The 13,919-nt window shown below is 77.4% G+C and carries 12 protein-coding genes; 9 read left to right on the top strand and 3 right to left on the bottom strand.

The genetic code is table 11. The features are described 5' to 3' along the window. Nucleotides 1-33: 33 nt before the first annotated feature. The gene (locus Q0848_RS13975) at nt 34-978 is read right to left on the bottom strand and encodes an aldo/keto reductase (protein WP_299038579.1); all 945 of its coding nucleotides are present in this window, start codon (nt 976-978) and stop codon (nt 34-36) included. A 9-nt stretch (nt 979-987) separates the two neighbouring features. Next, the gene (locus Q0848_RS13970) at nt 988-2,280 is read right to left on the bottom strand and encodes a sensor histidine kinase KdpD (protein WP_299038575.1); all 1,293 of its coding nucleotides are present in this window, start codon (nt 2,278-2,280) and stop codon (nt 988-990) included. A 490-nt stretch (nt 2,281-2,770) separates the two neighbouring features. Between Q0848_RS13970 and Q0848_RS13965 the strand changes: the two genes are divergently transcribed. From Q0848_RS13965 to Q0848_RS13955, 3 genes are all read left to right on the top strand, one after another. After that, the gene (locus Q0848_RS13965; protein WP_299038573.1) at nt 2,771-3,361 is read left to right on the top strand and encodes a hypothetical protein; all 591 of its coding nucleotides are present in this window, start codon (nt 2,771-2,773) and stop codon (nt 3,359-3,361) included. A 180-nt stretch (nt 3,362-3,541) separates the two neighbouring features. After that, a complete protein-coding gene (locus Q0848_RS13960) occupies nt 3,542-4,102 on the top strand; it encodes a hypothetical protein (RefSeq protein ID WP_299038571.1) in 561 nt (186 codons plus the stop codon). A gap of 59 nt (nt 4,103-4,161) precedes the next feature. Then, the gene (locus Q0848_RS13955) at nt 4,162-4,866 is read left to right on the top strand and encodes a response regulator transcription factor (RefSeq protein WP_299038570.1); all 705 of its coding nucleotides are present in this window, start codon (nt 4,162-4,164) and stop codon (nt 4,864-4,866) included. 82 nt (nt 4,867-4,948) lie between these two features. Here Q0848_RS13955 and Q0848_RS13950 read toward each other — a convergent pair whose 3' ends face one another. Further along, nucleotides 4,949-6,130, bottom strand: a complete 1,182-nt coding sequence (locus Q0848_RS13950) for a zinc-dependent alcohol dehydrogenase (protein WP_299038568.1) — start codon at nt 6,128-6,130, stop codon at nt 4,949-4,951. Nucleotides 6,131-6,237: 107 nt separating this feature from the next. Here Q0848_RS13950 and Q0848_RS13945 point away from each other — a divergent pair, with 107 nt between their 5' ends. The 6 genes from Q0848_RS13945 to Q0848_RS13920 are packed head-to-tail and all read left to right on the top strand — an operon-like array spanning nt 6,238 to nt 13,851. Further along, entirely contained in the window at nt 6,238-6,723 is a 486-nt protein-coding gene (locus tag Q0848_RS13945; protein ID WP_299038566.1) for a response regulator, read from the top strand. Nucleotides 6,724-6,760: 37 nt separating this feature from the next. Next, the gene (locus Q0848_RS13940) at nt 6,761-7,135 is read left to right on the top strand and encodes a response regulator transcription factor (RefSeq protein WP_299038564.1); all 375 of its coding nucleotides are present in this window, start codon (nt 6,761-6,763) and stop codon (nt 7,133-7,135) included. Further along, nucleotides 7,132-8,448 (top strand): HEAT repeat domain-containing protein, encoded by a 1,317-nt coding sequence (locus Q0848_RS13935; protein ID WP_299038562.1) that lies wholly within the window; start codon nt 7,132-7,134, stop codon nt 8,446-8,448. The genes Q0848_RS13940 and Q0848_RS13935 overlap by 4 nt, the downstream gene beginning before the upstream one ends. After that, nucleotides 8,445-9,935 (top strand): glycosyltransferase, encoded by a 1,491-nt coding sequence (locus Q0848_RS13930; protein ID WP_299038560.1) that lies wholly within the window; start codon nt 8,445-8,447, stop codon nt 9,933-9,935. Before Q0848_RS13935 ends, Q0848_RS13930 begins: the two co-directional genes overlap by 4 nt. Next, a complete protein-coding gene (locus tag Q0848_RS13925; RefSeq protein WP_299038557.1) occupies nt 9,932-12,070 on the top strand; it encodes an ATP-binding protein in 2,139 nt (712 codons plus the stop codon). Before Q0848_RS13930 ends, Q0848_RS13925 begins: the two co-directional genes overlap by 4 nt. Then, nucleotides 12,067-13,851, top strand: coding sequence for an ATP-binding protein (locus Q0848_RS13920; RefSeq protein WP_299038555.1), 1,785 nt, complete (start codon nt 12,067-12,069; stop codon nt 13,849-13,851). The genes Q0848_RS13925 and Q0848_RS13920 overlap by 4 nt, the downstream gene beginning before the upstream one ends. Nucleotides 13,852-13,919: the final 68 nt, after the last annotated feature.

The raw sequence follows: 13,919 nt of genomic DNA, 5'->3' as shown, positions 1-13,919 counted from the left end.
GGAGCCCGCGGCGGTGCTCCCCGGGTGTCGTCGTCAGCCGGGCAGGGCCTCGTCGAGCGCGCCGCGCTCCTGCGCGGACATCTCCCACCCGCCGGCCGCGGCGTTGGCGGCGACCTGCTCGGGCCTCGTGGCGCCGGCGATGACCGAGGAGACCTCGGGCCGGGCGAGCAGCCCGGCGAAGGCCACGTCCAGCGCCGTCCGCCCGCGCTCCTGCGCGAAGCCCGCGACCGCCTCCGCGACGTCGAACGCCTCGTCGGTGAGCCAGCTGGGGCCCATGTCGCCCGCCAGGCGCGTGCCGTCGGGCGCCTGCTCGCCGCGGCGGTACTTGCCGGTGAGCAGGCCGCTGGCGAGGGGGAAGTACGGCAGGAACCCGACGCCGTGGGCGGCGCAGGCGGGCAGCAGCTCGGCCTCCGCGCCGCGGCGCAGCAGGGAGTACTCCGACTGCTCGGACACGAAGGGCGTCAGGTGCTCGGTGCGCGCCGTCCACGAGGCGTCGGCCAGCTGCCACGCCGGGAGGTTGGAGGTGCCGAGGTAGCGCACCTTGCCCTCGACGACGAGCTCGTGCATCGCCGTGAGCGTCTCCTCGAGCGGGGTCACCCCGTCGGGCCGGTGGTACTGCAGGAGGTCCACGTGGTCGGTCTGCAGGCGCTGCAGGGAGCCCTCGACGGCGCGGCGCAGGTACCGGCGGGAGCCGCGGGCGCCGAAGTCGTCGCCGTAGAGCCCGCCCATGTCGAGGCCGAACTTGGTGGCGAGGACGACGTCGTCGCGCCGGCCGCGCAGCGCCGCGCCGAGCGCGCGCTCGGAGGCGCCCTGCCCGCCGTAGACGTCGGCGGTGTCGAAGAAGGTGATGCCGTGCTCGAAGCAGGCGTCCACGACCGCCGTGGTGGCCTCCTGGTCGAGGCGCCCGCCGAAGTTGTTGCAGCCCAGACCGACCGACGACACGCGCAGGCCGCTGCTGCCGAGGTTCCTCATCCGCATGCGACGACGCTAGGCCGCGGGGCCTGCGGGCGCCCTCCGGGCAGCCGGGTCCGGAGCGGGTCCCCTGGGCCCCCGCGGCGCCAGGGGCAGCTCGACGACGACGCGCGCGCCGCCGTCCCGCCCCTCCTCCATGCGGGCGCCGCCGCCCATCGCCTCGGCCCCCGCCCGCACCAGGGCCAGGCCGAGACCGCTGCTGCCGCCCGCCGTGCTGGAGAACCGGTCGAACACGCGCTCGCGGCGCTCCGGCGGCACGCCGGGCCCCTCGTCCTCGACGGCGAGCACGGCCCGCCCGCGGGCTGCGCCCGCGCCCACCCGGGCGTCGACCCGGACGGGGGCGCCCCCGCCGTGGCGCAGGGCGTTCTCGACGAGGTTGACGACGATCCGCGCGAGCACCCGGCGGTCGGCGGTCACGACGACGTCGTCGACCGGGTCGTGCGCCACCGCGCCCTCCCAGCCGCGGACGGCGAGCACCGACCGGACGAGGCGGGAGAGGTCGACGTCGTCCAGGTCCACGTCGCCGTCGCCCTCCTCGAGGCGGGAGAGCTGCAGCATGTCCTCCACGAGCTGCCGCAGGCGCTGGGCCTCGCTGAGCACGAGCACCATCGGCTCGCGCGCGGTCGCCGGCAGGTCGTCGAGGCCGGGCTCGACGAGCGAGGCCGCGGTGACGAGCGTGGAGACGGGCCCGCGCAGCTCGTGGGCCATGTCGGCGGTGAGCTCGCGCTCCCGGTCGCGGGCGACCTGCTCCTCGCGCAGCGCGGCCCGGGCGCGCACGGCCTCGGCGACCGCCGCCAGCAGCGCGACCAGCAGCAGCACCGCCGTGGCCCGGACGCCGAGGCCGGCCGCGCGGTCCTCCAGCGGCGCGGCGGAGGCGAAGACGAGCACGCCGGCGTCCCCCTCCGCCGCGCCGGCCACCACGGCCCGGCGGCCCGCGACCGCTGTCGTGCCCAGGCTCTCCTCCCCCCGGTCCAGGGCGAGGAGCACCGAGTCCGGGGCGGAGGCGCTGCTCACCGCCGTCGTGGAGGCGACCTCCTCCCCGCCGACCACGACGACGACCTCGACGACGCCGGGCGTGCGGGCCGTGCGCACCAGCTCCTCGACGCCCGCCCCGGCGCTCGCCTCGGGGACCACCGACAGCACCAGGCGCGCCCGGTCCTGCGCCGTGGCCCGCAGCGTCGCCTCGTCCTGCGCCAGCAGGGCGCGGAACCCGATCGCGGCGGGCGCGCCGAGGACCGCGAGGACGAGGGCGGCGGCGAGGGCGGCGGCGCGGGCGGGGCTCCGCCGCCGGCGCGAGGAGGAGGTCACCGCCGCACCAGCGGGCGCGGCTCGGAGGCGACCCCTGCGCGGGGTCGCTCCGCTCCCGGACGGTCCTCCCCGCCTGCGTCCACCCGGCGACGGTAGTCGCGCACCGCGGCGTCGACCTCCGCAGCGGGGTCGCGCACCGGCTCCGGAGGGGACGCGGGCGCCCCGGGCGCCGAGGGAGCCCTCCGCGCTCGGCGCGCGCCGAACGCCGCGTCGTCGTCGCGGACCCGGTCTCCCCCGCCCCGCAGGTCGCGGCCGCCGTCATGTCGTCACATGCGGCGCCCCCGTGTGACGGCCGCGTGACAGAACCCGCCGGAGGGCCGTCCCAGCGGGAGGCGCGCCGCCGCAGCACCCATGGTCGAGGGGTGCCGGAGGGGCGAGCAGCCCCGGACGGCTCCGGCCGGGCTCGCCTACCAGAGGAGCCCGGTCGAGGAGCAGCGGCGGCAGCCGGTCGTGCAGGCCGGCCCGCCACCACGAACCGACGGAGGACCCCATGACCACCCGCACCCGCACCCTGTCCGCCACCGGCCCCCGCGCCCTGACCCGGGGCCTGGTGGCCGCCGGCGGCGCCGCTGTCCTGACCCTGGGCCTCGGCGCCTGCGGCACCACGGCGGGCGACGAGGACGGCGTCAGCGTCGAGGACGTCAACGAGGCCGAGAGCGACGTCGAGGCCGAGGTCGACGAGGACGGGAACACCGACGTCGACGTCGACCAGGGCCCCCTCGGCTTCGAGGGCGCCTACGACAGCGCCTTCACCGACCAGCAGGACGACCTCATCGGCCAGGACGTCACCGTCTCCGCCGCCGTGAACACGATCCTCGACGACACCTCCTTCACCATCGCCGGGGACGGCAGCGGGATCGAGCCGCTGCTGGTCGTCGGCGCCGACTCCGAGACGGCCTCCATGGTCGAGGCCGACCAGGAGGTCGACGTCTCCGGCACGGTGATGGAGGCCTTCGTGCTCACCGAGGTCGAGGAGGAGCTGGGCCTCGACCTCGACGACGAGCTCTACCTCGAGTGGGAGGGCCAGACCTACATCTCCGCGAACGCCGTCGACATCGGCGTCGAGGAGGGCACCTCCTGACCTGAGCGGAGGGGGCCGCCCGGACGTCCGCACCACCTGGGTGCGTGACGGCCGGGCGCCGCGCAACCGGGGTCCTCGCGCACCCCGGCCCGGGCCAGGAGGGCCCGACCGCACGAGCCCGACCAGACGCGGCGGCAGGACCGGTCCGGAGCCGGCCCGCCACGACCGACGGAGGACCTGATGAGCACCCGCACCCGCACCACCGCCCTGCCGGCCGCAGGTCCTCGCCCCCTGGCCCGCGGGCTCGTGGCCGCCGGCGGCGCCGCCGTGCTGGCTCTGGGCCTGGGCGCCTGCGGCGGCACGGCCGGCGACGAGGACGGCGCCAGCGTCGAGGACGTCCAGGAGGCCGAGGTGGACGCCCAGGCCGGGACCGACGACGAGGGCGCGCAGTACGCCTACGACGGGCCGTACGACGCCGGCTTCGCCGACCAGCAGGACAGCCTCGTCGGCGAGCAGGTCACCGTCTCCGCCGCGGTGGAGACGGTCCTGGACGACACCTCCTTCACCGTCGCCGGCGACGACAGCGGCGTCGACCCGCTCCTGGTCGTCGACGCCGGCTCGTCGGCAGCGGTGGAGCCGGACGCCGAGGTCGACGTCACGGGGACCGTGCAGCTGTCCTTCGCGCTCGCCGGCGTCGAGGAGGAGCTGGGCGTCGACCTCGAGGACGAGCTCTACGCCGAGTGGGAGGGCGAGAACTACCTCGTCGCCAGCGCGGTCGACGTGGGCGTCGAGGGGGGCTGACCGGCGCCGCGGGCGCCCGAGCGCTCGCCCCGGCCGGGCGCCTCGGCCAGACTGCCGAGGTGCCCCGTCTCGCGCTCGTCGTCGAGGACGACCCGCGGCTGCGGCGCGTCGTCCAGCTCGTGCTCCAGGGCGAGGGCTTCGAGGTCGTGGGGGCGGCCACCGGCGCCGAGGCGCTGGAGGTCCTGTCCGCCCGCGACGTCGACGTCGACGTCGTGCTGCTCGACCTCCGGCTCCCCGACGTGGCCGGGCTGGACGTGTGCCGGGAGATCCGGCGCACCAGCCTCGTCCCGGTCGTGGTCGTGTCCGCCATGGCCGACAGCCACGACGTGGTGGCGGGGCTCGAGGCCGGGGCCGACGACTACGTGACCAAGCCCTTCGTGGCGAAGGAGCTGACGGCGCGGGTGCGCGCGGTCCTGCGCCGCGCGAACGCCGTCCCCCCGCCGCAGGACCTGGCCGTCGGCGACGTGGTGGTGCGCGCCAGCAGCGGCGACGTCCTCGTGCGGGGCGAGCCGGTGCCGCTGACGCGCACCGAGCAGCGGCTGCTGGCCGAGCTGGCCGCCGAGCCCGGGCGGGTCCTCGCGCGCGAGGAGCTCCTCGAGCGGGTGTGGGGGCGCAGCTGGTACGGGGACGTGCGGGTCGTCGACGTCCACGTCCACCGCCTGCGGGTCAAGGTCGAGGCGGACCCCTCGCGCCCGACCGTCGTGCTCACCGTCCGCGGCCAGGGCTACCGGCTGTCCACCGACGCGCCCGTCGCGCAGCGGTGAGGGGCGTCGCGCAGGGGTGAGGGACTGCGCGCAGCAGTGAGGGGCGGGGCCGCCACGGCCCCGCCCCTCACCCCCACCGGCCTCAGGGCTTGAGCTGGACCTTGACGCAGCCGTCCGCCTTCTCGGCGAAGGTGCGGTACATCTCCGGCGCCTGGTCGAGCGGGACCCGGTGCGTGGCGAAGGTGTCCACGCCGAGCGGGTCCTCGTCGGTCAGCAGCGGCATGAGGTCGTCGACCCACCGCTTGACGTTGCACTGGCCCATGCGCAGCTGGATCTGCTTGTCGAACATCGTGACCAGCGGCATCGGGTCGGCGGCGCCGCTGTAGACGCCGGAGACCGAGACGGTGCCGCCGCGGCGGACGACGTCGATCGCGGTGTGCAGCGCCTTCAGCCGGTCCACGCCGGCGGTCTTCATGATCGGCGCCGCCACGGCCCTCGGCAGCAGCCCGGCGACCTTCTGGACGCCGGTCGTGGCGGGGGAGGCGTGCGCCTCCATGCCCACGGCGTCGACCACCGAGTCGGGGCCGCGGCCGTCGGTCATCTCGCGCAGCACGTCCCCGAGGTCGTCCTCGTGCTCGCCGAGGTCCACGACCTCGACGCCCCGGGCGCGCAGGCGCTCGAGGCGCTCGGGGACGACGTCGACGCCGATGACCCGGTAGCCCTTGTGCGCGCCGATGCGGGCGGCGAAGTCGCCGACCGGGCCGAGGCCGAGCACCACGAGGGTGCCGCCGTCGGGCACCGAGGCGTACTCCACGCCCTGCCACGCGGTGGGCAGGATGTCCGAGAGGTAGGCGAAGCGGTCGTCCGCCGGCCCCTCGGGCAGCTTGATGTGCGTGAACTGGGCCTGCGGCACGCGCAGGTACTCCGCCTGGCCGCCGGGCACCTCGCCGTAGAGCTTGGAGAAGCCGAACAGCGCCGCGCCGGTGCCCTGCTCGCGCACCTGCGTCGTCTCGCACTGGGTGTAGAGCCCGCGGTCGCACATCCAGCAGCGCCCGCAGGAGATCTGGAAGGGGATGGAGACCCGGTCCCCGACGCGCAGGTCCCCGGTCTGCGAGCCCACCGCCTCGACGACGCCCATGGCCTCGTGCCCCAGCACGTCCCCCGAGCCCATGAAGGCGCCCAGCGGCTCGTAGAGGTGCAGGTCCGAGCCGCAGATGTTCGTCGTCGTCACGCGGATGACGGCGTCCGTCGGCTCCTGGATCGTCGGGTCCGGGACCTCCTCCACCCGGACGTCGCGCTTCCCGTGCCAGGTCACGGCCTTCATGCGTGGGTTCCCGTCATGCAGCGATCGTGGTGGCGCGCGGGGGGCGCCGCGAACCGAGGAGCGACGAAGACGGTCAAGCCCGGCGCCCCCGTGCCGATGCACACCGCGTGACCACCCCCGCCCCCGTCGCCCCCGGCGACCTCGACGCCGCCGGCTCCCGCCCGGTGGCGCTGGTCGTGGAGGACGACGACGACGTGGCGGCGCTGCTCGCCTCGCACCTGCGGCGCCTGGAGTGGGTCTGCCACCGCGCCGCGACCGGGGAGGACGGCGTCGCGCTGGCGCTCGTCCTCGGCCCGCAGCTCGCGCTCGTCGACATCTGCCTGCCCGGGATGGACGGGCGCGAGGTCGTCCGCCAGCTGCGCCGCCGCGCGGAGACGAGCGGGTGCGTCGTCGTCGTCACCACGGTGCTCGAGGGCGAGGACCTCCAGGACGTCGACTTCGACGACCTCCTGCCCAAGCCGTTCTCCCGCCGCGACGTCGAGCGCCTGCTCGCGGGCGTCCCGCGGCGCTCCCGCCGCCCCGACCCCGTCTCCGCCACCGGGGCGCCCGTCCCGCTGCCGCGCTCGTCCACGCCCCCCGCCGCCCGCCCGTGACCCCCGGAGCCCGCCCCGTGACCCCAGGAGCCCGCCCGTGACCACCGTCCTCGTCGCCGACGACGACAGCGACATCCGCGAGCTCGTCGCCTTCAAGCTCGGCCAGGCGGGGTACGACGTGCTCGCGGTCGGCGACGGCGCCGCGGCGCTGGAGACGGCCCGCGCGCAGGAGCCCGACCTCGCCATCCTCGACCTGATGATGCCGGGCCTGTCCGGCCTCGACGTCTGCTCGCAGCTGCGCCGGGACGAGGCGACGGCGGCCCTGCCGGTCATCATGCTGACGGCGAAGGCCCAGGAGCAGGACGTCGCCACGGGCTTCGCGACGGGGGCGGACGACTACGTCGTCAAGCCGTTCAGCCCGCGCGAGCTGGTGAGCCGCGTCCAGGCCGTGCTCGCGCGCACCGCCTCGTGACCTCCGCCGCCGGGGTGGTGGCGCGCGCGCTCGTCCTCGCGGCGCTGCCGACCGCCCTCCCGACCGCCCTCCCCGCGTCCCTCCCGTCCGCCCTGCCCTGGGCGCTCCTGGTCCTCGCCGCGGTGGTCCTCCTGCTCGTCGGCGGGATCGCCGCCCGGCGCGCGGCGCGCCGCCGACGGGCCGAGCGGGTCCGGCGGGCGACGGAGCCGCTGCGTCCCCTGCTCCTGGAGCTGGTGGCGGGCGAGCCCGACGAGCAGGCGGACGCCGCCTCGCGGCTGACCGCGCTGGCCCCGCCGGTGTGGCGCTCGGTCGAGCCCGCCGTCGTCGCGCTGCTGTCCAAGGTCCGCGGCGACTCGCGCGCCGAGGTCGTGGGCCTGCTGGAGGACCGCGGCGTCCTGGCCCGCGCGCGCGCCGACCTGCACCGCCGCGGCGCGGTCGAGCGCGCGCGGGCCGCAGAGCTGGTCGGCGCCGCGGGCGACGCGACCTCGGTCCCCGCGCTCGTCGAGCTGCTCACGGCCGACCGCGCCGGCGAGGTGCGCCTCGTGGCGGCCCGGGCCCTGGGCCGGATCGGCGCCGCCGAAGCGGCCGCGCCGCTGCTCTCCGCGCTGCGCGAGCCGCGGGGACGGGGCGGCGTGCCCCCGCAGGTCCTCGCCCACGCGCTCCTGCGCCTCGGGCCCGCCGCGGCGGGCCACCTCACCGCCGCCCTCGTCGACGACTCGGCGGCGGTGCGCGCCACGGCCTGCGAGATCCTCGGCCGGGTGGGCGCGGTCGGCTCCGTCGCCGCGCTGCGCGAGCGCCTGCGCGGCGACGCGTCGCCCGAGGTCCGCGCCCGCGCCGCGACCGCGCTGGGGCGCCTGGGCATGCCCTCCGCGCTGCCGGACCTCGTCGCCGCGAGCGCCCCGCCCGCGCCCGGCGCGGTGCGGACCTGCGCCGTCCGGGCGCTCGGGGAGCTCGGCGACCCGCGCGCCGTCCCGGTCCTCGCGGGCCTGCTCGCCGACGACGACGGCCGGGTGGCCGCGCTCGCCGGGCCGGCCCTCGTGGGCCTCGGCGGACCGGGGCGCACGGCCCTGCACGAGGCGGCCGACCCGGGCGCCCCGGAGGCCGCGGCCGCCCCGGACGACGCCGTCGACGCCGTCCCGGACGCCGCCGCCGCCGACGCCCCGGAGGACGCCGCCCCCGGCGGCCCGCTCGTCCGCGCCCGGGCGCGCGAGGCCCTCGTGATGGCGCAGCTGCGGGAGGTCGTGCCCGCGCAGCGCAGGCCGTCCCGGGCGCGCGCCGTCGCGCCGGCGCGCCTGGTCGGGGACGGCGCATGACCCCCGTCGCGCCCGAGCTGCCGCGCGAGGCCCTCGAGGTCTTCTTCGAGGTCACGCAGTGGCCCGTGCTGGCGTACTTCCTGCTCGTCAACACCAGCTACCTCCTGCTCATCGCCCTGGCCGCCGTGGAGCTCACCCGCCACCTGCGCCGCGTCCCCTTCGCCGGCCACGACGAGGCCTGCGCGTCCCCCCTGACGCCGGCCGTGTCCGTGCTCGTGCCCGCGCACGACGAGGAGGCGGGGATCGTGACCGCGGTCGACGCGATGCTCGGCCTGCGCTACCCCGCGCACGAGGTCGTCGTCGTCGACGACGGGTCCCGGGACGCCACGTTCGCGCGCCTCGAGGAGGCGCACGACCTCGTCGAGGTGCCCCGCGTCGTCCCGCAGGACCTCCCGACCCGGGGGCGGGTCCTGTCGGTGCACGTGCCGCGCGACGGCCGCACCTCGCTCGTCGTCGTGCGCAAGGAGAACGCCGGGCGCTCGGACGCCCTCAACGTCGGCGTGAACGTCGCCCGCCACGGGATCGTCTGCTTCGTCGACGCCGACTCGATCCTGGACCCCGACGCCCTGCTGACCGTGACCAAGCCCTTCGCCGACGACCCCGAGCGGGTCGTCGCCTCGGGCGGGGTCGTCCGCGCCGTGAACGGCTGCCGCGTCGTCGCCGGCCGCGTCGTGGAGACGCGGATGCCGCCCGGCTGGCTCGCCCGCACCCAGGTGGTGGAGTACCTGCGCGCGTTCCTGCTCGGGCGCGCCGGGTGGTCGCGGGCGGGGGCGCTCGTCCTCATCTCGGGGGCCTTCGGCGTCTTCCGGCGCGACGTCGTGGTCTCGGTCGGCGGCCTCGACCCCGACTGCATCGGCGAGGACTTCGAGCTCTGCGTGAAGGTCCACCGGGCGATGCGCGACGCCGGCCGGGACTACCGGGTCGTGCAGGTCGCCGAGCCCGTCTCCTGGACCGAGGTGCCGTCCACGCGGTCCGTGCTCGCGAGCCAGCGCCGTCGCTGGCACCGCGGCCTGTGGGAGGTGCTGCACCGGCACCGCGACATGATCGGCAACCCGCGCTACGGGCGGATCGGCCTCGTGGCGCTGCCCTGGTTCGTCGTCTTCGAGCTGGCCGCGCCGGTGCTCGAGCTGGGCGGCCTCGTCGTCGTCGCCCTCGGTCTGGCGCTGGGGGCCGTGGGCGGCGACGAGGTGCTGCGCTTCACGCTCGTCGCCTACGGCTACGGGATCTTCGTCTCCGTGGCGGCCCTGGCCGTGGAGGAGTTCTCCTTCCACCGCTACGGCCGGTGGCGCGACCTCGCCACCGCCCTCGTCGTCTGCGTCCTGGAGAACGTCGGGTACCGCCAGCTCACGGCGCTGTGGCGGCTCCAGGGGCTCCTGGCGGCGCTGCGGGGCACCGAGCAGGTGTGGGGCGTCATGACCCGCACCGGGTTCGGGGACGCCGCGGCGGTGCTGCCGGCCGGCGCCCGGCGCGCGGGCGGCGCGGCGTGACCGCCGTGGAGGAGCCGTCCCTCTCCCGACGCCTGGCCCGGACCTTCCTGGTCCTCGTCGCCGTCCTCGTGCTCGTCGGCGGCGCCGGCGTCGGCGGGCTGGTCGCGACGGGGCGCGCCCACGACCAGGAGGAGCGCCTGCAGCTGATGGAGGCGTCCAGCACCGCGATGCTCCTCGAGATGGCGAACGCGGAGACCGGCGTCCGCGGGTACCGGCTCGCGCAGCAGCGGTCGTTCCTCGAGCCCTACGAGGAGGGGCGCGCCGCGTTCCCGCAGCACGTGGAGCGGGCCCTGGCGCTCGCGCGGCCGGACGAGCGCGCCCTCGTGGAGGAGCAGGTCGCCATCGCCGACCGGTGGTTCGCCGTCTACGGGGATCCGGTCGCGGCGATGGCGCCCGGCGAGGTCGAGGTCTCCGACGAGCTCACGCAGCGGAACAAGGAGATCTTCGACAGCTTCCGGGCGGTCGGCGGGCGCCTGGACGACCTGCTGGCCGACCGGGACGCGGCCGCCCGGGCCCGCGCGTCCGCCGTCCGGACCGCCGCGCTCGTGGGCAGCGCGCTCGCGCTGGCCGTCGCGCTGGGGGTCTCGCTCGTCGCCGCCCGACGGCTCCGCGGCAGCCTCGTCGGCCCCCTGGACGACGTCGTCACCGTCCTGGGCGGCCTCGCCGCCGGGGACCACGCCGCGCGGTCCGACGACCGGCGGGGCCCGTGCGAGGTGCGCGCCGTCGCGCGGTCGGTCAACCACCTCGCCGACGAGTCCGACCGGCTGCGCGCCGAGCGCGCCGAGGCCGCGCGCCTGGCCGAGCTCGGCGCCGGGATCGGTCGCCGCATCCGCGACCAGCTGGACGCCGAGGAGTCGCTCACCCGGGCGGTGACGCTCCTCGGCCGGGGAGTCGCCGCCGACCGGGCGTGGGTGCGGCTGCTGGACGACGCCGGCCTCGGCCCGTCGACGGCTCGGTGGGCGACGCCCGGGCTCGAGGCGCCCGTCCTCCCCGCGCTCCGGGGCCAGGGGGTCGCCAGCTGGCTGCAGTCGCTCCACGACCTCGGCGGCGCGGTGCGCGTCGACGACCTGGAGGCCGACCTGCGCGAGGGCGCGGCCGGGCGGGGCGACGTCGGCGGGGAGGACGTCGCCGACCACCTGCGGGCCTTCGCCGCGGGGACGGGCGCCACGGCGCTGCTCGTGCTCCCCGTCGGTGCCGGCGAGACGGCTCTCGGCTCCCTGGCGGTGGCCGTGCACTCCGGTCCCCGCCGGTGGACCGACGGGGAGGTCGCCCTCACCCGGTCGGTCGCCGCCGACCTCGGGCGCGCGCTCGTGCTGGCGCGGCTGTACCGGCAGCAGGAGGAGCTGGTCGAGCAGCTGCGCGAGCTGGACCGGACGAAGACCGACTTCCTGTCCGCGGTGTCCCACGAGCTGCGCACCCCGCTCACGAGCATCTCCGGCTACCTCGAGCTCCTGCGCGACGGCGACGGCGGGGAGATCCCGCTCGAGGCGGACCGGATGCTCGCCGTGGTCGAGCGCAACACCCAGCGCCTGCGCTCGCTCATCGAGGACCTGCTGACCCTCTCCCGGATCGAGTCCGGCGCCTTCCGGGCGACCTACCGGGACGTCCTGCTGCACGAGGTCGTCGGCGCGGCCGTGGCGTCGGTGCAGCCCGCCGCCGACGCCGCGGGGGTGGAGCTGGTCGTGGACGCGCCGCCGGCCGCCGGTGAGGGCCTCGTCGTGGCCGGCGACCCGGTGCAGCTGGACCGGGTGCTGCTCAACCTGCTCACCAACGGCGTGAAGTTCACCCCGCGCGGCGGCGTCGTCCGCCTCGCGGTGCGCCCCCGCGCGGCCGACGTCGTCGTGGAGGTCGAGGACACGGGGATGGGCATCCCCGAGCGCGACCAGGAGCGCCTCTTCAGGCGCTTCTTCCGCGCGACCAACGCGGTCGACGCGGCCGTCCCCGGCACGGGGCTGGGCCTGCTCATCGTCCGGAGCATCGTGGAGCACCACGACGGCGACCTGCGCCTGCGCTCGCGGGAGGGCGTCGGCACCGTCGTCACGGTCCGCCTCCCGCGGCAGCGGGCCCGGTCGGCGCCGGCGCCCGCCCGACCCGGACCGGGGCTCGCCCGGGCCGCCGGGGGAGGCGCCGCGTGACGGCCGTCGGCCGTCCGCCGGTCCTGCGGCGCCACGGGCTCGAGAGCGGCGCGCAGGAGGAGGAGCTGGCGGCCGTCGCGCGGCTCGCCGTCGCGCTGACCGGGCTGCCGGCCGCGGCCGTGCACCTGCTGGACCCCTCGCACCAGCACCGCGTGGCCGCGGTGGGCTGCCCGCTCGGGTCCTCCCCGCGGGAGTCGTCGATGTGCGCGTCGGTCGTGGAGTCCGGCGAGGCGGCGGTGGTGGCGGACGCCCGCGAGGACGCGCGCTTCCGGTCGAGCCCGTGGGTCACCGGCGCCCGCGGCCGCGTGCGGGCCTACGTGTCGGTGCCGGTCGTCGCCGACGACGGCGCGGTGGTCGGGACCGTCTGCGCCTTCGGCGAAGAGCCCCTCGCCGCCGGGGAGGACGGGGTGCGGTCCGACGTCGCCGCGCGGCTCGAGGACCTCGCCCGGCTCGTCGTCCAGCTCCTCGAGGGTCGTCGGCGCGCCCGCCTCCAGGAGGACCTGGTCGCCCACGCCGAGGAGCAGCGCCTCCTGGCCGAGCTGACGCTCCGGGAGGCCGAGGAGCGCTCCGAGCTCATCCAGGCGGTGCTCGACAGCGTCGAGGTGGGCATCGTCGCCGCGGACCCCGACGGCCGCGTGACCCTCTTCAACCGCACCGCCCTCGGCTGGCACGGGCTGGACGCCGACCCGGCGCTGGAGCAGGTCGACCACCCGGAGCGGTACGACCTCTTCTGCCCCGACGGCGCCACCCCGCTCCGGCGCGAGGACATCCCGCTCCACCGGGCGCTCGAGCACGGAGAGGTGTCGGGTGCGGAGATGGTGATCGCGCCCCCCGGGCTCCCCGCCCGCCACGTGGTCTCGACCGGCCGGGCGCTGGTGCGGGCGGACGGCGCGCGCTCCGGGGCCGTCGTCGCGATGTCCGACGTCACCGCCGAGCGGGCGCAGCGGCTGGCGCTGCAGGACGCGCACGGCGAGCTCGTGCGCCGCGAGCAGGAGCTGGTGGTGCTGGTGGCCGAGCTCGAGCGCTCGAACGCCGACCTCGAGCACTTCGCGGCGGTCGCGGGCCACGACCTCGCGTCGCCGCTCGGCGTCGTCGCCGGCTACGTGGAGCTGCTCGGCGACGTCTACGCCGACCAGCTCGGCGAGCAGGGGCGGGGCTGGGTGCAGACGTGCCTGCGGGGGGCCGGACGCATGCAGGCGCTCATCACGGCCCTGCTGGACCACGCCCGGGCGGGCAGCGCCAGCTGCCGGCCGGAGCCGACCGACCTGCGCGAGCTCCTCGACCAGGCGGTCGGCGACCTCGCCACCGCGGTGGGGGAGAGCGGGGCGCGGATCACGGCGGGGCCGCTGCCCACGACGTCGTGCGATCCCACGCTGGTCCGCCAGCTGCTGCAGAACCTCCTCGGGAACGCCGTCCGGTACCGCCGCGCCGACCGCACCTGCGAGGTCGTCGTGTCCGCCGCGCGCGCGGCGGACGGCTGGGAGGTCGCGGTGGCCGACAACGGGACGGGTGTGCCGCCCGAGCAGCGCGAGGGCGTCTTCGACGTCTTCACGCGGCTCGACCCCGCGAGCGGCGCCGGCCACGGGCTCGGGCTGGCGACGTGCCGGCGCATCGTCGAGCGGCACGGCGGCCGGATCTGGCTGGACGCCTCGCCGGGCGGGGGGACGACCGCCCGGTTCGTGCTGCCCGACGGCCGCGGTCCAGGCCGTCCCGCCGGGGTCGGCGAGGCCGGCGACCGCTCCGGCGCCCGGGTGCTCGACGCGGTGCCCGTCGCGCTCTAGCTGTACCCGGCCATCACGTTGGTGACAGGCGGCTGACGGGCGGGAGCCCTCCGAGTGCGCTGTGGCGG

The sequence above is a fragment of the uncultured Pseudokineococcus sp. genome (assembly GCF_947495735.1).
Lineage (GTDB): Bacteria > Actinomycetota > Actinomycetes > Actinomycetales > Quadrisphaeraceae > Pseudokineococcus.
The sequence above is the reverse complement of the archived record's forward strand: the minus strand, read 5'-3'. Positions and strand labels throughout refer to the sequence as shown.

Bases quoted from the DNA above. Each gene is read 5' to 3' on its own strand.
- Q0848_RS13960 (WP_299038571.1), top strand. From the start codon at position 3,542: ATGAGCACCCGCACCCGCACCACCGCCCTGCCGGCCGCAGGTCCTCGC.
- Q0848_RS13950 (WP_299038568.1), bottom strand. From the start codon at position 6,130: ATGAAGGCCGTGACCTGGCACGGGAAGCGCGACGTCCGGGTGGAGGAG.
- Q0848_RS13975 (WP_299038579.1), bottom strand. From the start codon at position 978: ATGCGGATGAGGAACCTCGGCAGCAGCGGCCTGCGCGTGTCGTCGGTC.
- Q0848_RS13965 (WP_299038573.1), top strand. From the start codon at position 2,771: ATGACCACCCGCACCCGCACCCTGTCCGCCACCGGCCCCCGCGCCCTG.
- Q0848_RS13930 (WP_299038560.1), top strand. From the start codon at position 8,445: ATGACCCCCGTCGCGCCCGAGCTGCCGCGCGAGGCCCTCGAGGTCTTC.